The 20,159-nt window shown below is 72.1% G+C and carries 16 protein-coding genes; 13 read left to right on the top strand and 3 right to left on the bottom strand.

Annotation, left to right across the window (positions count from 1 at the left end; translation table 11 throughout):
- Positions 1-33: 33 nt before the first annotated feature.
- From tatC to ilvC, 9 genes are all read left to right on the top strand, one after another.
- On the top strand, positions 34-795 hold the full coding sequence (gene tatC / locus IFY26_RS06185) for a twin-arginine translocase subunit TatC (protein WP_232548127.1): 762 nt from the start codon (positions 34-36) through the stop codon (positions 793-795).
- The gene (locus tag IFY26_RS06180; protein ID WP_232548126.1) at positions 792-1,697 is read left to right on the top strand and encodes a diacylglycerol/lipid kinase family protein; all 906 of its coding nucleotides are present in this window, start codon (positions 792-794) and stop codon (positions 1,695-1,697) included. Before tatC ends, IFY26_RS06180 begins: the two co-directional genes overlap by 4 nt.
- Entirely contained in the window at positions 1,694-4,492 is a 2,799-nt protein-coding gene (locus IFY26_RS06175) for a DEAD/DEAH box helicase (RefSeq protein WP_232548125.1), read from the top strand. Before IFY26_RS06180 ends, IFY26_RS06175 begins: the two co-directional genes overlap by 4 nt.
- Before the next feature lie 87 nt (positions 4,493-4,579).
- Positions 4,580-6,901: a beta propeller repeat protein gene (locus IFY26_RS06170; RefSeq protein WP_232548124.1), complete on the top strand. Its 2,322-nt coding sequence runs from the start codon at positions 4,580-4,582 to the stop codon at positions 6,899-6,901.
- A 15-nt stretch (positions 6,902-6,916) separates the two neighbouring features.
- Entirely contained in the window at positions 6,917-7,690 is a 774-nt protein-coding gene (gene hisF / locus IFY26_RS06165) for an imidazole glycerol phosphate synthase subunit HisF (RefSeq protein WP_232548123.1), read from the top strand.
- Between the two features lie 39 nt (positions 7,691-7,729).
- Positions 7,730-8,128 (top strand): HIT family protein, encoded by a 399-nt coding sequence (locus IFY26_RS06160; RefSeq protein WP_232548122.1) that lies wholly within the window; start codon positions 7,730-7,732, stop codon positions 8,126-8,128.
- A gap of 237 nt (positions 8,129-8,365) precedes the next feature.
- Positions 8,366-10,111, top strand: a complete 1,746-nt coding sequence (locus tag IFY26_RS06155) for an acetolactate synthase large subunit (protein WP_232548121.1) — start codon at positions 8,366-8,368, stop codon at positions 10,109-10,111.
- A complete protein-coding gene (ilvN, locus tag IFY26_RS06150) occupies positions 10,108-10,689 on the top strand; it encodes an acetolactate synthase small subunit (RefSeq protein WP_232548120.1) in 582 nt (193 codons plus the stop codon). The genes IFY26_RS06155 and ilvN overlap by 4 nt, the downstream gene beginning before the upstream one ends.
- A gap of 37 nt (positions 10,690-10,726) precedes the next feature.
- Positions 10,727-11,755: a ketol-acid reductoisomerase gene (gene ilvC / locus IFY26_RS06145; RefSeq protein WP_232548119.1), complete on the top strand. Its 1,029-nt coding sequence runs from the start codon at positions 10,727-10,729 to the stop codon at positions 11,753-11,755.
- 127 nt (positions 11,756-11,882) lie between these two features.
- Here ilvC and IFY26_RS17735 read toward each other — a convergent pair whose 3' ends face one another.
- Complete coding sequence (locus IFY26_RS17735; RefSeq protein WP_269779161.1) at positions 11,883-12,503, bottom strand: LysM peptidoglycan-binding domain-containing protein; 621 nt, start codon at positions 12,501-12,503, stop codon at positions 11,883-11,885.
- A gap of 247 nt (positions 12,504-12,750) precedes the next feature.
- On the opposite strand from IFY26_RS17735, the gene IFY26_RS06130 reads away from it, so the two are divergent.
- Complete coding sequence (locus IFY26_RS06130) at positions 12,751-15,171, top strand: HAD-IC family P-type ATPase (RefSeq protein WP_232548118.1); 2,421 nt, start codon at positions 12,751-12,753, stop codon at positions 15,169-15,171.
- A gap of 6 nt (positions 15,172-15,177) precedes the next feature.
- Here the strand turns inward: IFY26_RS06130 and IFY26_RS06125 are convergent, their stop codons facing one another.
- Positions 15,178-16,251 (bottom strand): 3-isopropylmalate dehydrogenase, encoded by a 1,074-nt coding sequence (locus IFY26_RS06125; protein WP_232548117.1) that lies wholly within the window; start codon positions 16,249-16,251, stop codon positions 15,178-15,180.
- A gap of 83 nt (positions 16,252-16,334) precedes the next feature.
- On the opposite strand from IFY26_RS06125, the gene IFY26_RS06120 reads away from it, so the two are divergent.
- From IFY26_RS06120 to IFY26_RS06110, 3 genes are read left to right on the top strand one after another with little or no spacing between them, the layout of a single operon-like run.
- On the top strand, positions 16,335-17,423 hold the full coding sequence (locus IFY26_RS06120) for a branched-chain amino acid aminotransferase (protein WP_232548116.1): 1,089 nt from the start codon (positions 16,335-16,337) through the stop codon (positions 17,421-17,423).
- 13 nt (positions 17,424-17,436) lie between these two features.
- On the top strand, positions 17,437-18,021 hold the full coding sequence (locus IFY26_RS06115) for a hypothetical protein (protein WP_232548115.1): 585 nt from the start codon (positions 17,437-17,439) through the stop codon (positions 18,019-18,021).
- 3 nt (positions 18,022-18,024) lie between these two features.
- Positions 18,025-19,095, top strand: a complete 1,071-nt coding sequence (locus IFY26_RS06110; protein ID WP_232548114.1) for an N-acetylmuramoyl-L-alanine amidase — start codon at positions 18,025-18,027, stop codon at positions 19,093-19,095.
- On the opposite strand, the gene IFY26_RS06105 is transcribed toward IFY26_RS06110, so the two are convergent.
- Positions 19,006-20,136 carry a hypothetical protein gene (locus IFY26_RS06105; protein ID WP_232548113.1) on the bottom strand — a complete coding sequence of 377 codons (1,131 nt, stop codon included), beginning with the start codon at positions 20,134-20,136 and terminating at the stop codon, positions 19,006-19,008. The genes IFY26_RS06110 and IFY26_RS06105 overlap by 90 nt on opposite strands.
- Between the last annotated feature and the right edge of the window lie 23 nt (positions 20,137-20,159).

Raw genomic sequence — 20,159 nt, 5'->3', positions numbered from 1 at the left:
CTCAGACCACCGGAGGTCCCCAAGGACGGCGTCATGTCCCTGGCGGACCACCTGCGAGAGCTGCGCTACCGGCTGCTCTTCTCGCTGGTGGTGGTGGTGATCGGCATGGTGGTCTGTGCGTTCTTCTACAACGCGCTGTTCAACTTGCTGAGCACGCCGTTGGATTCAGCCCGCGTGGCGTTGGCGGCGTCCAACCCCGAGCTGACCGTGCTCACGACGTTGAACGACATCACCGAGCCGCTCCTGCTCGCGCTCAAGATCATCGCCGTCGGCGGGCTCGTGTTGACCTCGCCGATCTGGATCTACCAGGTGTGGGCCTACGTGGTGCCCGCGCTGCTGGCCAAGGAGAAGCGGCTGGCGCTGGCCTTCCTGTCGGCCGCCATTCCCTTGTTCTTGGCCGGGGTGGCGCTGGCGTACTGGGTGGTGCCCCAGGCCATCGTCGTGCTCCTGGGGTTCACCCCCACCAGCACCGAGGTGACCAACATGCTCAACCTCGGCAACTTCCTGAACCTCCTCATCCAGCTCATGCTCGTGTTCGGCGTGGGCTTCCTGGTGCCGGTGTTCGTGGTGGCGCTGAACATGATCGGCATCCTCCCCACCTCGGCGCTCAAGAAGTCCCGGCGCTACGTCTTCTTCGGCTGCTTCGTCTTCGCCGCGGCGGCGACCCCCGGGGGCGATCCGTTCTCGATGGTCGCGCTGGCCATTCCCATGGCCCTGCTGTTCCTCGCGGCGGAGTGGATCTGCAGCGTCAACGACAAGCGCAAGGCCAGACGGGGAGACGTGGTCCCGGTATGACGGGAGTGACCCTCGTGGTCAACCCCGCCGCCGGGCACGGGCGCGCCGGGCGGCTCGTCGGTCCGGTCGCCGCACGGCTGCGCGACGCCGGCGTCCGGCTCACCGTCGAGGCGTCCACCGACTACGACCACGCCTTCCGGCTGTGCCGCGACGCGGTGCGGGGCGGGGTCGACGCCCTCGCCGTGCTGGGTGGCGACGGCATGGTTCACGCCGGGCTGTCGGCCCGCGCGTGGACCGACGTGCCGCTCGGCATCGTTCCGGCCGGGACGGGCAACGACTTCGCCCGCTCGGCGGGCATCCCGGGGCGTTGGCGGCCGGCGGTGGACGCGATCGCCGCGGGCCACACGCGACGTGTCGACCTCATGACCGTGGAGGGCGATCTGAACGAGGGCAACAGCGCGCTGGTCGGCTCCGCGCTGTCGACGGGGTTCGACGAGGTGGTGGCCGCGCGGGCGGCGTCCCTGCCGCTGCACCTGGCCGGGCCGTCCTACGCCTACGCGGTGTTCGCCGAGCTGCGGCGGTTCCGTCCGTTCCATTACCGATTGACCGTGGATGGGCAGGTGCGCGAGCTGGAGGCCATGCTCGTCGCGGTCGCCAACGCGGGCACGATCGGCGGCGGCATCCGCATCGCCCCCGATTTCGATCTCACCGACGGATTGCTCGATGTGACCATCGTCCACCCGGTACGGACCGGGACGCTGCTGCGTCTCTTCCCGCGCCTGTACACGGGCAGCTTCGTCCATCACCCGGCGATCGAGCGGTTCCGGACGCCCGCCGTCACCGTCGACGGCACCGACCTGTTTGGCTCCGCCGACGGTGAGCCGCTCGGCCGGGTTCCGCTCGCCTGTGCGGCCGCGCCGGGAGCGTTGCAGCTCATCGTCCCCGAGAGGAGCGCCGCATGACGGCCCCAGAGCGTCCCCCGCAGGAGAGCCCGGTGGAGCCGGGCCCGCTGTTCGCCACCTTCGCGTCGGCCTACCCGTTCGGGCTCGACCCCTACCAGCGGGACGCCTGCGCCCACGTCGAGGCGGGGCAAGGCGTCCTGGTGGCGGCGCCGACCGGGGCAGGCAAGACGGTGGTGGGGGAGTTCGCGGTGTTCTGCGCGCTGGCCACGGGGCGCAAGTGCTTCTACACCACCCCCATCAAGGCGCTGAGCAACCAGAAGTACCACGACCTGGCCGAGCGCCACGGCACCGACCGGGTCGGACTGCTCACCGGCGACACCTCGATCAACTCCGAGGCGCCGGTCGTCGTGATGACGACCGAGGTGCTGCGCAACATGATCTACGCGGGCTCCGCCACGCTGGCGAACCTCGGCTACGTGGTGATGGACGAGGTGCACTACCTTGCCGACCGCTTCCGCGGCGCGGTGTGGGAGGAGGTCATCATCGGGCTCGCGCCCAGCGTCCAGGTGGTGTCTCTTTCGGCGACCGTGAGCAACGCCGAGGAGTTCGGCGCCTGGCTCGACGAGGTGCGCGGGGGCGTCGCGATCGTGGTCAGCGAGCGGCGTCCGGTGCCGTTGTTCCAGCACGTGATGGCCGGACGCCGCATCCACGACCTGTTCGCCGACGAGGCCCCCACGGCCTTCACCGGCGAGGGGAGCGCCGCAACCCTGCGCGCCGACGTGAACCCCGAGCTGACCCGGCTCGCCAAGGAGGAGTCCCGGTTCGTGCGCGACGACTCCCGCCGCCAGCGCGGGCGTGGGCAGCGGGACCGGATCGAGCGCAACGCCGCCGGTCGCGGCCAGCGTGGCCCGCAGCTGGTGCCGCGACGCGACGGTGCGGTGGAGAAGCTGGAGGCCGAAGGTCTGCTCCCGGCGATCTACTTCATCTTCAGCCGTGCGGGCTGCGACCAGGCCGTCGAACAGCTGCTGCGCTCTGGAATACGCCTGACCTCCGGTCAGGAGCGGGCCCAGTTGACCGCCCTGGCGGACGCCGCCGCCGAGGGCCTGGGCCGCGACGACCTCGCAGCCCTGGGCTTCTCGACCTTCAAGGAGGCGCTGCAGCGGGGGGTGGCCGCCCACCACGCGGGCATGCTGCCCGCGTTCAAGGAGTGCGTCGAGGAGGGGTTCGTCCGCGGCCTGGTGAAGGTGGTGTTCGCCACCGAGACGTTGGCGTTGGGCATCAACATGCCCGCCCGCTCGGTGGTGCTGGAGAAGCTGGTCAAGTTCAACGGCGAGGCGCACGTCGACATCACCCCCGGTGAGTACACGCAGCTGACCGGCCGGGCCGGACGCCGCGGTATCGACGTCGAGGGGCACGCGGTGGTGCTGTGGCACCGCAACATGGACCCCCGGCAGGTGGCGGGACTGGCCTCACGGCGCACCTACCCGCTGCGCTCGTCGTTCTCGCCGACCTACAACATGGCCGTGAACATGGTCGCCCGCGTGGGCCGGCAAAAGGCGCGCGGTCTGCTCGAGCAGAGCTTCGCGCAGTTCCAGTCCGACGCCGGGGTGGTGGGGTTGGCGCGGGCCATCGCGCGCAAGACGGAGGCGGTCGGTGCGCTGTGGGCCGATGCCGCCTGCGAGCAGGGTGATTTTGAGGAATACGCTCGTATTCGGGCCGAGATCGCGGCGCTGGAAGCGGCCGCGGCGCGGAGTCGGAAGTCCGATCGGCGCGCGGAGGCGATCAGCGCCCTGCTCGCGGTGCAGCCCGGCGACATCATCAGCGTGCCGGCCGGTCGCCATGAGGGCTGGGCCGTGGTCATCGATCCGGGCGTGGGCCGCGATCGCAACCAGCCCGCGCCCGTGGTGATGACCGAGCAGCGTCAGGTGAAGAAGCTCTCGCTGACCGATTTCCCCTCCCCGCCGGTGGTCGCCGCCCGCATGCGGGTGCCCAAGCACTTCGACGCCCGGCAGGCGAAGGACCGCCGCAACCTCGCCGCGGCCTTCCACTCCCGCCTGGCCACGATCGACACCTCCGTGGAGCGCTACCAGCCGGCCGCCCGCGATGCGCAGGTCTCGGCCGAGGTGGCCCGGCTGCGCGACACGATGCGCGACCACCCGTGCCACGACTGCCCCGACCGCGAGGCGCACGCGCGCACCGCGGAGAAGGCGCTGCGCACCGAGCGCGACATCGCCGACCTGCGGCGGCAGTCCGAGCGCCGCACGAACACGATCGCCACCCGCTTCGACAAGATCTGCACGGTGCTCGCCGCGCTGGGGTACCTGAGCGAGGACGCCGAGACGGTCACCGATGCGGGCCGCCTGCTGGCCCGCATCTACTCGGAGCTGGATCTCGTGGCGGCCGAGTGCATCCGCGCCGGGGTCTTCGACGAGCTCACTGCCCCCGAGCTCGCGGCCGTGATCAGCGCGCTCACCTACGAGGCGCGCGGCGGTGACCAGCGGCGTCCGGCACGCATGCCCACCCGCTCGGCCGAGATCGCCCAGACGATGGTGCGCCGCATCTGGCGCGAGGTGTCGCTGATGGAACGCGATCACCGCCTGGACAACGGGCGGGAGCCCGACATCGGCTTCGCCGAGGCGACGTACCTGTGGGCGGGCGGCGCGGCGCTCGGCGACCTGCTGGAGGCCACCGAGCTGACCGCGGGCGACTTCGTGCGCTGGATGCGCATGGTGATCGACCTGGTGGGTCAGGTGGCGGACGCCGCCGGCCCCGGCCCGGTGCGGGACCGCGCCCGTGAGGCCATCCGCATGCTGCGCCGCGGCGTGGTGGACGCGGCCTGGAACGAGGACGACTGACGCGGGGCGTGTGCCCGGTGGGTGCGTTGTCCACAGATCACCCCTGGAGTGCTGCGTTCTGACGGCGTGATGCGGCAGGGTGAGGGCATGCCTGGTGTTCGCCTGACGCGTCTCATCCTCGCTGCGGTGCTGGTGGCTCTCGTCTCGGGCTGCTCGCTGCTCGGCCCGTGGGGGCCGCCCCGCAATGCACCCACGCTGCCCGCCGAGCAGTTCCCTGCGCTCGCCGACCGGGAGCCCGACGTCCACACGAGCGTGGAATCCCTCGCCGCCGACGGCTCGGACGTGGTGGCGATCGCGCAGGTGAACGGCCGGGTCGACCTCGCCTCGTTCTGGTGGTCGTCCGACGCGGGGGTCACGTGGCAGGAGGGTCGGCTCTCCGACGAAGCGGCGGACGCGACGCAGATCGGCGAATCGGTGTGGGGGTTCGCCGCCGTCTCGGTGCGCGAGGCCGGACGCCTGTGGCTCGGCCTCGGTGCGAAGGGCGACGACCGCATCGCCTGGACGAGCACGGACGGGCAGACCTGGGACCGGCAGCTGATGACCGGCCTCGACCCCCGGCGGGCGTCCGTGGGCGAGGTGGTCGGCACCCCCGACGGCTTCCTGGCCGTGGGCTCGCTGTGGAACGAAGTGGAGCAGACGACCGCCCCGGCGGTGTGGCGTTCTGCGGACGGGATCACGTGGGAGGCCCAGCTCCTGGAGGGCGAGGGGTGGCTGGCCGACATCGCGGTCCATGACGGAACCATGGTGGCGGTCGGCTCGCACGGGTTCGACGCCATGACTGCGGAAGGCCGCGTGCGCGAGCCGTTGCTGTTCGTCTCGACCGACGCCGGCGGCACCTGGGCGCGGCAGGCCGTGCCCGAGCCCGCCTACTCCGGCGAGTTCGTGACCTCGTTGACGCACGTCATCTGGACTCCGGACGGCTACGTTGCCGGTGGACAGCTCTTCTCGGGGGAGCGTGGCAGCTACCGGGCGTGGACCTTGGAGAGTGCGGACGCCGTGTCGTGGTCCCCGGGCGACGTGCCGGAACTGACGAGCGACCAAGGGGTGGTGGGCCTCGCCCAGACGGAGAGCGGAACGTTCCTGGTCGCCACCGGCGTGCAGCAGAACACCACCCAGATCCAGTTGTTCAGCCGCAGCGCGCCGGGCGTGTGGGAGCGGCGGGTCACGCCCGAGGTGGTGGGGGAACGGTGGGTGAACGACACGCTCGGCGTGGGTGGCGCGCTCCTGCTCAGCGTGGGGGTGTCCGATCGAATCGTCGACGAGGTGCTCTGGCGCACCGACGACCTGGCGGCCACGGCGTGGACGCAGTTCCGCATTCCCGTCCCCGAGGCCTCGGGGGCCCGTACCGAGCCGGCCGCGCTGCTGCTGCGCGACGGCGTGCTCACGGCCTGGGGCAACGTCCAGGGGGCCACGGGGGTGTGGACCCGGGGTGAGGACGGCACCTTCGGCGAGCCGCGCATCGTGCGCGACGAACCGCGGGAGGTGTTCGGGGGCATCCACGCCGGCGAACCCGGGTTGCTGATGCTCGGGTCGCGGGCGGGTGAGGCCCAGGTGCTGTTCTCCGCCGACGGCGAGACGTGGGAGGAGTCGGGGCCGGGCACGTTCAACCGCGTCGCCCAGTACCACTCCTCCGAGGTCAGTGACGCGACATGGGCGGGGGACCGCTGGATCGTCGTGGGGACGCGCTCCACGAACGGTGATGTGCGTCAGCACGCCCTGATCAGCAGCAGTGCGCGAGGAGCCTCGTGGACCCCTGGTGCGGGCACCTCCGTCCTGGCCCGGGGAGACTCGTTCAGCGAGGACGACGTTGCCACCGACCTGGAGGGGTTGGAGAACATGGGGCGCAGCATCGGCGCGGTCGCCACCACCCCGAGCGGGTTGCTCGCGGTGGGCCACACGACCAGCGTCGACGGAGACCGCCCTGCGCTGTGGCGCTCCGACGACAAGGCGACGTGGACGCTCACGACGCTGCCCAGCGAGGGAGCCGCGGCGGCCACTGCCCACTCCGTTCGGGTCGAGGGCGACCGGGTGGTGGTGATCGGCTACGCCCGGTCCACAGGCAGCACGGATTGGGCTCCGATCGTCTGGACCTCCCACGACGGTGGGGCCACGTTCTCCCAGGGAACCTTGGGTGACCAGGGCCGCTCCGGGGCCACGCTGCTCACCTCATCGCCTGACCACGGTTTCGTGGTGACGGTGGGCGCTTGGGACGGGGGTGTCCCCACGGTGTGGCGTTCAGCCGACGGCGTGGCGTGGACGGCGGAGCCCGTCACCGTCCCGAACGCCGCCGACGGGGTCGAGGCCGGTGTGCAGACCGCCCTCATCGAGGGCGACACCCTGCACCTGCTGATGTACGTCACGAACCGGCTGGACTCCGTCCCCGTGATCGTGGACGTCCCGCTCGCCTGACCTAAGCTGACGCCCATGGCGGTCGCGATCAGGGTCATCCCGTGCCTCGACGTCCACGACGGGCGCGTGGTGAAGGGTGTGAACTTCCTGAACCTCCGCGACGCCGGCGACCCGGTCGAGCTGGCCCGGGCCTACGGCGAGGCGGGCGCCGACGAGCTGACGTTCCTCGACATCTCCGCCTCCTCCGACGCCCGCGCCACCACGTACGAGGTCGTGACCCGCACCGCCGAGACCGTGTTCATCCCGCTGTGCGTGGGGGGTGGCGTCCGCAGCGTCGAGGACGTCGACCGCCTGCTGCGCACGGGGGCAGACAAGGTCGGCATCAACACCGGGGCCATCGCCCGGCCGCAGACGATCGACGAGATCGCCACGCGTTTCGGCAACCAGGTGTGCGTGCTCAGCCTCGACGCCCGCCGCGAGGCGGGGCAGCCGTCCGGCTTCGGCGTCACCACCCACGGCGGCCGGAAGCCGGCCGGCCTCGACGCGCTCGAGTGGTGCCGCGAGGCCGTCGACCGGGGGGCGGGGGAGATCCTGCTCAACTCGATGGACGCCGACGGCACCACCGACGGCTTCGACCTGACCATGATCGAGGCCGTCCGGCGCGTCGTGGACGTCCCCGTCATCGCCTCCGGCGGCGCCGGCACCGTCGCGCACTTCGTGGCCGCCGCCCGCGCCGGCGCGGACGCGGTGCTCGCCGCGTCCGTCTTCCACTACGGCACGCTGGGCATCGCCGAGGTGAAGGCGGGCCTCGCCGAAGCGGGCTTCGAGGTCCGCACCTCGGTGGCCTGACCCGCCGCCCCGAGCCCATCCCACGGAAAGGACGCCCCCATGGCCGAGTGCCTCTTCTGTCGCATCGTCGCCGGTGAGATCCCGGCCAAGCAGGTGTACGCCGACGCGCACGCGATCGCGTTCCTCGACCTGGAGCCCTTCAAGCGGGGCCACACCCTGGTCGTCCCCCGCGTCCATGTGGGTGACGCGCTCGCCGACGCCGACGTCCTCGCCTCGCTCGCCCCGGCGATCACCGCCACGGGCAGGCTGCTCACCGAGCGGCTCGGCGCCTCGGGCATGAACATCATGGCCAACGTCGGCGCGGACGCGGGGCAGTCGGTGTTCCACCTGCACGTCCACCTCATTCCGCGCTACGCCGACGACCCCGGCCTGGCTGCGCTGCTCGAGAAGACGGGCGACACCGACCTCGACGCGGTGCACGCGGCGTTGACGCACTGATCCCTCCCGGGTGGCCCGATCCGTCCGCCATCCGGGACGCGGCGCGTCCACATTGCGGAGTCGGCGTGGCCCGCCCCTATAGTGGGGCTCGTGCAGTTCACCGCCCTCGTAGTCGTACCGCGCGTCGCCTGACGGCCGTCAGCCGCGACGCGCTCCCTCGCACGCCAGCACCGGCGTCGGGGGTTTTTTCTTGCGAGGACACCGACCTGCACCCCCCGATCGAAGGAGATGATCACCATGACCGACACCATCCAGGCCACAGAACTCACCGGAGCACAAGCGCTCGTCGAGTCGCTGGAGCGGATCGGTGTAGACGTGGTCTTCGGCATCCCCGGCGGCGCCATCCTGCCGGCCTATGACCCGCTCGGCCAGAGCAAGCTCGTCCGCCACATCCTGGTGCGCCACGAGCAGGGCGCGGCCCACGCGGCCGAGGGCTACGCCATGGTCACCGGCAAGGTCGGCGTCTGCATCGCGACGTCCGGACCCGGCGCCACCAACCTCGTCACCGGCCTGGCGGACGCCTACATGGACTCCGTCCCGATCGTTGCCATCACCGGCCAAGTCAACTCCACGGCCATCGGCACCGACGCCTTCCAGGAGGCCGACATCCGGGGCATCACGTTCCCGATCACCAAGCACAGCTTCCTCGTCACGCGGGCCGAGGACATCCCGGCCGCGGTCAAGGCCGCCTTCCACATTGCGGGCACCGGCCGCCCCGGCCCCGTGCTCGTCGACATCAGCAAGGACGCCCTCGCGTCCACGGCGCCCTTCACGTGGCCGAGTGAGGTCGACCTGCCCGGGTACCGCCCGAACACGACGCCCCACGCGCGGCAGATCCGGGCCGCAGCGGCGCAGATCGCCCAGGCCCAGCGTCCGGTGCTCTACATCGGCGGCGGGGTGGTGAAGGCGCAGGCGTTCGAGGACCTGGCGGAGCTGGTGGAGATCACGCAGATCCCGGTCGTGACCACGCTCATGGCCCGCGGCGCGGTGCCGGACAGCCATCCGCTCGCCCTGGGCATGCCCGGCATGCACGGCACGGTGGCGGCCGTCGGCGCCCTGCAGCGCGCAGACCTGCTCATCGCGCTCGGCACCCGGTTCGACGACCGCGTCACCGGCAAGCTGGACAGCTTCGCCCCGAACGCCAAGATCATCCACGCCGACATCGACCCGGCCGAGATCGGCAAGAACAAGCCGGTGGACGTCCCGATCGTGGGCGACGTCAAGAACGTCATCCGCGAGCTGAACGAGGTGTTGCGCGGCGCCGACCTGCCGAACCATTCGGCCTGGACGACCTACCTCACCCACCTGAAGGCCAAGTACGCGCTCGACCCCGAGCCCACGAAGGACGGTCTGCTCAGCCCCGAGTACTGCATCAAGCGCCTCGGGGAGCTCTCCGGCGACGCCATCTACGCGTCCGGGGTGGGGCAGCACCAGATGTGGTCGGCCCACCTGCTGCCCTTCGAGAAGCCCGGCCGCTGGCTCAACTCCGGGGGGGCCGGCACGATGGGCTACTGCGTCCCCGCGGCCATGGGCGCCCAGGTGGGTGCTCCCGACCAGGTGGTGTGGGGCATCGACGGCGACGGCTGCTTCCAGATGACGAACCAGGAGCTCGTCACCTGCGCCCTCAACGGCATCCCGGTCAAGATCGCGGTCATCAACAACGAGTCGCTGGGCATGGTGCGGCAGTGGCAGACGCTGTTCTACGGCGGGCGCTACTCCAACACCAACCTCGAGAGCCGGCGCGTGCCGGACTTCCCGTTGCTGGCCGAGGCCATGGGGGCGGTCGGCCTCAGGGCCGAGACGCCCGAGGAGGTCGACGAGGTCATCACGAAGGCGCTCGCGATCAACGACCGGCCCGTCGTCGTCGAGTTCGTCGTCCACAAGGACGCCATGGTGTGGCCGATGGTGCCCGCCGGCACGAGCAACGACGACATCATGATCGCCAGGGATCTGGCGCCGGACTGGGAGGACGAAATCCTGTGAACGCCCAAGAGACGTCCCTGAGCAACGTGGCCCCGGGGCCGCGCACATGGCGGACGCACACCCTCAGCGTCCTCGTCGAGAACAAGCCCGGCGTGCTGGCCCGCATCTCCGGGCTGTTCGCCCGCCGAGGGTTCAACATCGAGTCCCTGGCCGTCGGGCCCACCGAGCGCCCCGAGCTGTCGCGCATCACGCTGCAGGTCGGCGTCGACTCACCCGACGTGCTCGAGCAGATCACCAAGCAGCTCAACAAGCTCATCGAGGTGATCAAGATCATCGAGCTCGAGGACGCCTCCGCCGTGCGCCGGGAGATGGTGCTGATCAAGCTGAAGGCCGACCCGGCCACCCGCAGCCAGATCATCGAGATCGTGCAGCTCTTCCGCGGCAAGACCGTCGACGTCCACGCCGACAGCCTGGTGGTCGAGGCGACCGGCTCGCCGGACAAGCTGGAGGCGTTGCTGGAGATGCTGCGTCCCTACGGCATCCGCGAGCTGGTGCAGTCCGGCCTCGTGGCCGTGGGGCGCGGGAGCAAGTCGCTCACCGATCGGGCCACCAAGGGTGGCCGCCTGTACCACCACTGATTTCTCTCCACCACATCACACAGTGAGGAACCCATCCATGGCAGAGATGTTCTACGACGACGACGCCGACCTGTCGGTCATCCAGGGGCGCACCGTCGCCGTGATCGGCTACGGCAGCCAGGGCCACGCCCATGCGCTGAGCCTGCGCGACTCGGGCGTCGACGTGCGCGTCGGCCTGCGCGAGGGCAGCGCCAGCGCGGCGAAGGCCGAGGCCGAGGGGCTTCGCGTCGTCAGCGTCGCGGACGCCGCCGCCGAGGCCGATCTCATCATGATCCTGGCCCCCGATCAGCACCAGCGGAAGATCTACGCCGAGGAGATCGAGCCGCACCTGCAGCCCGGCGACGCCCTCTTCTTCGCCCACGGCTTCAACATCCGGTTCGGCTACATCAGCGCCCCCGAGGGCGTCGACGTCTGCATGGTCGCTCCGAAGGGCCCGGGCCACCTCGTCCGTCGCGAGTACGCCGAGGGCCGGGGCGTCCCCGTGATCGTGGCCGTCGAGGTGGACGCCTCCGGCGAGGCCTGGCCGCTCGCGCTCAGCTACGCCAAGGCGATCGGTGGCCTGCGGGCCGGGGGCATCAAGACCACCTTCACCGAGGAGACCGAGACCGACCTGTTCGGCGAACAGGCTGTGCTGTGCGGCGGCGCGTCCGCCCTCATCCAGGCCGGCTTCGAGACGCTGATCGAGGCGGGCTACCAGCCCGAGGTCGCCTACTTCGAGTGCCTGCACGAGCTCAAGCTGATCGTCGACCTCATGTACGAGGGCGGCATCGCCAAGCAGCGGTGGAGCATCTCCGACACCGCCGAGTTCGGCGACTACGTCTCCGGCCCGCGCGTCATCGACGAGCGGGTCAAGGCGTCGATGAAGGATGTGCTCACCGACATCCAGTCGGGCGCGTTCGCGCAGCGCTTCATCGACGACCAGGACGCCGGCGCACCGGAGTTCACCGCCTTCCGCGAGAAGGCCGAGTCGCACCCGATCGAGAAGACGGGCAAGGAACTCCGCAAGCTCATGGCGTGGGTCAAGAGCCACGACGACGACTACGTCGAGGGTCACGCCGCGCGCTGACGCCGCACCCACGTCCGACCACCCGGACAGCAGGCCAGGGCACCCCGCTGCGGCGGGGTGCCCTGGTTCGTTCCGGGCCGTCGGCGCCGGCCATGGGGGAGCCGGCACCGAGGGGCTCCTGAGGGCCTCAGCCGATGACGACCTGCTGGCCGACGCTGATGCGGTTCGGGTTGGCGATGGTGGAGCGGTTGAGCTCCCACAGGGTCCGCCATCCGCCGGACACGCCGTGGGCGCGGGCGATCCTGGCGAGCGTGTCGCCCCGCTTCACGGTGACGACCTTGCCCGTGGCGGCCGGCGTCGCCGCCCGCTCGGCCGAGCGGGTGGTGGTGGCGGTGCGCGCGGTCGTGGTCGATGCCGTCGGGGCGGCGGCGGTGGTCGCCGCGCTGGCGGACGCGGCACCGCCGTTGGCGCGGGTCAGGCCGGCCCGCTTGCCGCAGGTCGGCCACGCGCCCGGGCCCTGGCCCGCCAGCGTGCGCTGCGCGATGACGATCTGCTGCTCCCGGGTGGCCTGGTGGGCGTTGGGGGCGAACTCGCGACCGCCGTATGCGCGCCACGTGGAGCTGCTGAACTGCAGCCCGCCGTAGTACCCGTTGCCGGTGTTGATGTTCCAGCGTCCACCCGACTCGCACTGGGCGACGGCGTCCCACACGGAGGCGGCCTGCGCGGGAGTGGCGGCGAGCACGGGGGTGCCGAAGCCCACGGCGGCGGCGGCGACGAGGGCGGCTGCGCGCCGGGAGGTCTTGTTCATGTCGTTGCGTCCTTCATCGTTGGCGGGCCACCCTCCGGTGTGCCCTGACGGCGCCAGAGTAGGACCATACTGAGCGAAACCCAAGAGAAATCTGAAAGATTCTCAGAAGCGTGGCGGGTGGGGCGGCGTGCCGGCTCCGTCCCCAGGAGGAGCTGGGTCGCGACTCCAGGTCGGAATCGGAGCGGCGCCTGGTGTCGCCTGCCCCAGATCGTGGGCCGCGCGGCGCCCCTCTGGCATGCTGGCCCGCGTGACCAGCACCACGGCCGCCAGCGCCGGCCTGAGCCCGGAGGACGTCGCCGCCCGCGTGGCCCGCGGGGAGGTGAACACGCTGCCGCCCCGCAGCGGCCGCACCGTCGGCGAGATCGTGCGCGCCAACGTGTTCACGCGGATCAACGCCATTCTTGCGGTGCTGCTCGTCATCGTGCTCGCCACCGGCTCGTGGATCAACGGCGCCTTCGGGCTGCTCATCATCGCGAATTCGGCGATCGGCATCATCCAGGAGCTGCGTGCCAAGCGGACGCTGGACAGTCTCGCGGTGCTGGGTGAGGCCCGGCCGCTGGTGCGACGCAGCACGGGCGAGGCGCGCGTCGCGCGCGACGAGATCGTGCTCGACGACCTCATCGTGCTCACCCCGGGGGACCAGGTGGTGGTGGACGGGGAGATCGTCGAGGCCGACTACCTGGAGGTGGATGAGTCGCTGCTCACCGGCGAGTCCGACCCGGAGCCCAAGGGCGCCGGCGAGGCCGTCCTCTCGGGCAGTTTCGCGGTGTCGGGGGCCGGCGTCTACCGCGCGACCAAGGTGGGGGCGGACGCCTACGCCGCCCAGCTGGTCGCCGAGGCGTCCCGCTTCACGTTGGTGCGCTCGGAGTTGCAGGGCGGCATCAACCGGATCCTCAGATTCATCACCTGGCTGCTCATCCCGGTCGGGATCGCCACGGTGATCGTCCAGCTCCTCTACACCGGCTCCGACTGGCGCCAGGCCGTGCTGCGCATGGCCGGCGCCCTGGTGCCGATGGTGCCCGAGGGGTTGATCCTCCTCACCTCGATGGCGTTCGCTCTCGGCGTCGTCCGCCTCGGCAAGCGACAGTGCCTCGTCCAGGAGCTGCCCGCCCTGGAGGGGCTCGCCCGCGTGGACGTGGTCTGCGCCGACAAGACCGGCACGCTGACCGAGAACGGCATGCGCTGCGGCGACATCGTCGCCCTGGCCGACGTGGACGCCCCCCGCATCCGGGCCGCCCTCGCCCAGCTCGCCGCCGCCGACCCGCACCCCAACGCCTCCCTGCAGGCCATCGCCGAGGAGGTGGGGGAGCCGGCCAGCCTGTGGACGCCGCAGGCCCGTGCCCCCTTCACGTCGGCGAAGAAGTGGTCGGGCGTCACCTTCGCCGAGCAGGGCTCCTGGGTGCTCGGCGCGCCGGACGTGCTGGGGGACGCCGCCGCCGCGGCGCGCGCCGAGCAGATCGCGGTCACCGGCCTGCGGGTGCTGCTGCTGGGGCGCACCGCGGTTCCGGTCGACGCCGGGGACGCCCCCGGCGCCGTGGACGCGGTGGCGCTGGTCGTCCTGGAACAGCGCGTCCGCCCGGACGCCGCGCAGACCCTGGCCTACTTCGCCGAGCAGGGCGTCGACGTGAAGGTCATCTCAGGTGACAACGCGGGTTCGGTCGCAGCGGTGACCGGTGCGCTGGGTCTCGATGCCGGGCCGCCCGTCGACGCGCGGGGTCTCACCTCGCCCGAGCGGCTCGGCGAGGCGGTTACCACCCACAGCGTCTTCGGCCGGGTGAGCCCGCAGCAGAAACGCGGCATGGTGCACGCCCTGCAGGCCGAGGGGCACACGGTGGCGATGACGGGGGACGGCGTCAACGACGTGCTCGCCCTCAAGGACGCCGACCTGGGCGTCGCCATGGGTTCTGGGTCCTCCGCCACCCGCTCGGTCGCCAAGATCGTGCTGCTGGACGACCGGTTCGCCACCCTGCCGCACGTCGTGGCCGAGGGGCGCCGCGTCATCGGGAACATCGAGCGGGTCGCCAACCTCTTCCTCACCAAGACGGTCTACTCGGCGGTGCTCGCGCTGCTCGTCGTGCTGTGGCGGCTGCCGTTCCCCTTCCAGCCGATCCACGTCACGATCACCGGCTGGTTCACGATCGGCATCCCGGCCTTCCTGCTCTCCCTGGCGCCGAACCACGAGCGCGCACGACCGGGATTCGTCCAGCGGGTCATGCGGCTCGGGCTGCCCGCCGGCACCATCGTCGCGGCGGCCACCTTCACCACCTACCTGCTGGTGCTGCCCCCCACGGGCACCGCGGACGAACTCGTCCGCGAGCAGGTGGCCGCGGCCACGCTGTCCTGTCTCATCATCGCGGCCACGTGGGTGCTCGCCGTCGTGGCGCGGCCCTACGAGTGGTGGCGCGTGGCGCTGGTGGCGGCCTCGTTCGGGGCGTACGCGCTCATCTTCCTCAACGCGACCACCCAGCACCTCTTCCTGCTCGACACGTCCAATCGGCCGATGATGGCCGTCGGGCTGCTGTGCGGGCTGGTGGGTGCCGCGCTGGTGGAGCTCACTTGGTGGGTCCGCGGCTGGGTGTTCGGCGAGCGGCACACATTCTGGAGGACGCGCGAGCCGGACGCCCCCGCGCCGAATCCCCGCCGGGACGAGGACGCGCGCGCGGCCTGAACGGCGTCAGACGCGCGCCGCGATGGCGTCCCCGATCGCGCTCGTCGAGCGGCGGGACGCCTCGCGCTCGGCCACGTCGGCGTCCACGGCCGTCTCGATGCGGGCGGCGTCCTCGGGGCGTCCGAGGTGGTCGAGCAGCAGGGCCATGGAGCTGATCGTGGCGGTCGGGTCGGCGACGCCCTGCCCGGCGATGTCGGGCGCGGAGCCGTGCACGGGCTCGAACATCGACGGGTTCGTCCCCTCGGGGTTGATGCACGCCGAGGGGGACAGCCCGATGCCGCCGGTGACGGCGCCCGCGAGGTCGGTGATGATGTCGCCGAACAGGTTGTCGGTGACGATGACGTCGAAGCGCTGCGGATCCTGCACCAGCATGATCATCGTGGCGTCCACGTGCAGGTAGTCGGTGGTGACATCGGGGTACTCCTGCGCCACGGCGGTGAACAGCCGGTTCCACAGCCCGCCGGCATTCACCAGCACGTTGTGCTTGTGGACGAGCGTCACCTTCTTGCGGCGGCGCAGGGCGCGCTCGAAGGCGTCCCGCACCACGCGCTCGACGCCGCGCGCGGTGTTGACCGACACCTCGTTGGCGACCTCGAAGGCGGTCCCGGTGGCCATCGAGCCACCGACGCCGGCGTACAGGCCCTCGACGCCCTCGCGCACGACCACGAAGTCGATGGGCCCCCGGCCGACGACGGCGTCCGAGAGCGGGGTGACGACGCCGGGGTACAGCTTGGATGGGCGCAGGTTCACGTACTGGTCGAACGCGAAACGCAGCTTCAGCAACAGCCCGCGCTCCAACAGGCCGGACGGGATCGCCGTCGAGCCGGGCGCCGCGCCGACGGCGCCGAGGACGATGGCGTCCACGCCCCGCAACTCCTCGAGCACCGAGTCGGGCAGCACCTCGCCGGTGCGCTGCCAACGCTGGGCGCCCAGGTCGTAGGGCACGAGGTCGAACGCCGCGTCGCCGACGGTGGCGGTGAGCACCTTGAGGCCCTCGGCCACCACCTCGGGGCCGATGCCGTCTCCACCGATCACGGCCAGGGTCTGCTTCGCGGCCAGGGTCTGCTTGGGGTCAGTCACGTCGGCCCAGCCTACCGGTGGCCGCGTCCGTGGCGGCGTGGGCGTCTCAGGGGTGACGCCCGCGCAGCGGTATTCTGACGCCCATGTCCCTCTCCTTCGAGATCCAGCGCAGCACCGCCGCCCGGACGGACGCGGAGCGCGCCGCCGTCCTGGCCGACCCCGGCTTCGGGGTGCACTTCACCGACCACATGGTGCGCATCTCCTGGACGAAGGAGCGCGGCTGGCACGACGCCGCGGTGCTGCCCTACGGCCCGATCACGCTGGACCCGTCGGCCGCCGTCTTCCACTACGCGCAGGAGATCTTCGAGGGACTCAAGGCCTACCGGCACGCCGACGGGTCGATCTGGCTCTTCCGCCCCGAGAAGAACGCCGCCCGGCTGCAGACCTCGGCCGACCGGCTCATGCTGCCCCACCTGCCGGCCGACGACTTCATCGAGGCCGTCCGCCAGCTCGTGACCGTCGACGCCGCGTGGGTGCCGGAGGCGAACGGAGAACAGAGCCTCTACATCCGCCCCTTCATGATCGCCTCGGAACCGTTCCTCGGGATCCGCGCGGCCGAGGGCGTCACGTTCTACGTCATCGCCTCGCCCGCTGGCCGGTACTTCGGCGCCGCCGGGGTGGCAGGCATCGACATCTGGGTCACCGACGAGTGGGCCCGCGCCGGCATCGGCGGCACCGGAGCAGCCAAGTGCGGGGGCAACTACGCCGCCAGCCTGGTCGCCCAGTATGAGGGCTATGAGCACGGCTGCACGCAGGTGATGTTCATCGAGCCGGCGGGCAAGGACCGGGTGGAGGAACTCGGCGGCATGAACATCTTCCTCATCAGCGCCGACGGCGACCTCATCACCCCCGAGCTGACCGGCACGATTCTGGACGGCGTCACCCGCGACTCGATTCTCACCGTTGCCGCGGATCTCGGTCTCACGCCCCGCGAGGAGCGGCTCAGCGCCAGCGAGGTGCTGGGCGGCATCGCGTCCGGCCGTTTCACCGAGGCGTTCTGCTGCGGCACCGCCGCCGTCATCAGCCCCATCGCGGGCTTCAAGAGCCACCACGGCGAGTGGCGCCTGGCCGAGCAGTCGTTCACCCGCACGCTCGGCCTCCGCGACGCGATCCTGGACATCCAGTACGGTCGGTCGGAGGACCGGCACGGGTGGCTCCGCCGCGTCGTCTGAACAGGAGGGCACGATGACCAGTAACGCTCCCGCCCCACGCGGCAACCTCGCGCTCGGCGTCGCGTTGGGTGCCGTGGTCGGCATCCTCGTGGTGGTGTTCGCGTGGCTCCAGCTCGTGCCGCGCACCGCCGAGCCCGCGCCCGACCCCGTCACCTCCCCGACGGTGGCGACCACGCCGGACGCCACCACACCGGTCGCCACCACACCGGACGCCACCTCGCCGGCCCCCGAGCCGAGCGCGACCACGCCCTCACCCACGCCCACCGCCTCGCCGACGCCCACCCCGGAGGCGACGCCGAGCGCGTCCGCGCCCCCTGCGGGCGTCGTCACGGAGCTGCCCGCCGGGACGTTCGTGACCGTGCTGCGGTCGCTGCCGCAGGCCTCGGTCTCGGCTGAGGAGGCGATGGCCCAGGCGGCCGGCATGGGCAACGAGCAGCACCGCCCGGTCGTCCTGGACAGCAACGCGTTCGGCTTCACCCCCAACTACTGGGTCGTCGCCGTTCCGGGTGCCGCGAGCTCCCAGGCCGCCGTCGCCGTGTGCGACGACCTCGGCATCAGTGACCGCAACCAGTGCTACCCGCGCAGGGTCGGCGACTGAGGCGTGCAGCTCTCCCGCCGCCGCGTCCTCGCCGGGATGGCGCTGACCCCGCTCGTCGTCGGGGCGGACGCCGCCGCCGCGGCACCGCTGCGGCCCGGATCGCGGCCCGACATCGCACCCCGTGAAGCCTGGGCGAACGGCCGGGCGCCACGCGGGGCGCTCGCCATCGAGGAGGCCCCGCGGTTCCTCCTGGTGCACCACACCGCGACGTCGAACACGTATGACGCCGAGGGGGTAGCGCGGCAGCTGCAGTCGGTGTTCGCCTTCCACACCGGGCCGGAGCGCGCGTGGCCGGACGTGGCGTACAACTTCATCGTCGACCGGTTCGGTGGGATCTGGGAGGGCCGGCAGGGCAGCCTCGCCGGCCCGGTGCGTGGGGACGCGTCCGGGGGCTCGCAGGGCTTTGCGCAGCTCTGCTGCTTCCTCGGCGACTTCGCCGCCGCGCCCCCGCCGCCCGCGGCGATGGACGCCATGGCCGCGCTGCTGGCCTGGCTCGCCCAGCGCGACGGCATCGACCTGGGCGCGCCGGTCACGTTCACCTCCCGCGGGTCGAACCGCTGGGCCCGCGGCGTCGACGTCACCACGGACGCCGTCGCCGCCCATCGCGACATGTCCCTGACCGCCTGCCCCGGCGACGCCCTGTACCCCCTGGTGCGTACCGAGCTGGCTCCCGCGGCCGCTGCGCTCCTGGCGCCCGCCCCGGCCCCAACACCGACTCCGACCCCGACACCGACCTCGGCGCCGGCTGGCGGCGCTGTCAGCTCCACCGCGTCCACCACACCCGCCACCTCAGCGGTTTCACCCACGGCGGGCGCCATGGATCCCGCCGCCGCGACGCCGGCCGCCGGCGGGGGCCATGATGAGCGCGCGCTGTGGGTCGGCACCGGGCTGGGGGTCACTGCGGTGGGCGCCCTGGCCGTCAGGGCCAGCCAGCGGCGTCGCCTGGGGCGGGGGAGTTCCGGGGGCTCTGCGACGACGACCGGGTCAGCCGGCGAGGAGCCGGATCGCCAACGCGAGCCCGCCCCCCACCAGCGCGGCGGCCAGGCCGATGAAGAAGCCTCGCAGGGTCAGTGACATGCCCGGCGACGCCGAGGCCGGTGCGGCGACGGGGCGGGTCGGGGTGAGCCGGTCGTGGGCCGGGGGTGCCGCCACGGCTTGGGCGTGGTCGTCCCCCAGGGGAGCCCGCGTGGCTGCACGCAGGGGAGACACCCCGGGCTGGCGGTCCTCGGCACGGTAGAGCTCCACCTCGTCATCCTCCGGACGGGGGGCTTCCGGCGCCGGGGCGGGCATCGCGGCCGTCGCGCCCGCGCCGACGGGTGCCGCCTGGAGCGCGACGGTGGCATCCGGGTCCGGCACATCCGGGGCCGGCACATCCCGGTCCGGTGCGCCCGTGTCGAGCGCGACGGTCTGGTCGGGGTCCGGCGCGTCCGGGTCGAGCGCGACGGTCTGGTCGGCGTCCGAGCCGGCCTGCTCCGGCGGCACCCCGTCGCCGTCCGGCTCGGCAACCGGCATCGCCTGCGTGGCGTCGGCGTCCACCGGGGCCTCGTCGGGCTGCCAGACGGACTCCGGTTCGGGCTCGACGGCCGGCTCCTGAGGTTCGACGGGCTCCTGGGGTTCGGGCGTGGCCACCACCACGGGGGCGGGCTCGCGTTCCGGCTCGGGGACGGTGCCGGTGCGTGCCGTCCCGGGGCGGGCGTCGAGGAGCCGCGCGACGGTCCGGCGCAGCTCGGGGGGGGACACGGGGGGGACGAGCACGGTGAAGTCGTCCCCGATGTCGAAGCGCACCCACTGCTCCCCGCCGAGGGTGAGCCCGGAGAAGTGGGCGTCCTGGCCGCCGAGGTCGGCGACGCGGTGGTGGTCGACGCCGCCCGCGTCCCGCCACACGACACCGGCGCGGGTGGTCTGGATGACGAGCGCGCCGTAGTCGATGCGTTCGTGCGGCAGGCCGACGGGCACCACGTACTGCACCGGCTCGTCGTCGGCGACCACGCGGGAGAAGCGTGAGGCGCCGCCGGCGAGCACCTGGCGCGAGAGGCGGGCGAAGCGGTCGTCGAAGGGGGCCAGGTCGAGGGCCGCGACGGCCCCGCGGCTGATCCGGTCGGCGAGATCGGGCATCGGGCGGGCTCCCTTCAGGTCTG

It is taken from the genome of Propioniciclava soli, assembly GCF_014858005.1.
GTDB classification, from domain to species: domain Bacteria; phylum Actinomycetota; class Actinomycetes; order Propionibacteriales; family Propionibacteriaceae; genus Propioniciclava; species Propioniciclava soli.
Note: the sequence above shows the minus strand (reverse complement) of the source record. Positions and strands in the feature narration are given on the sequence as shown.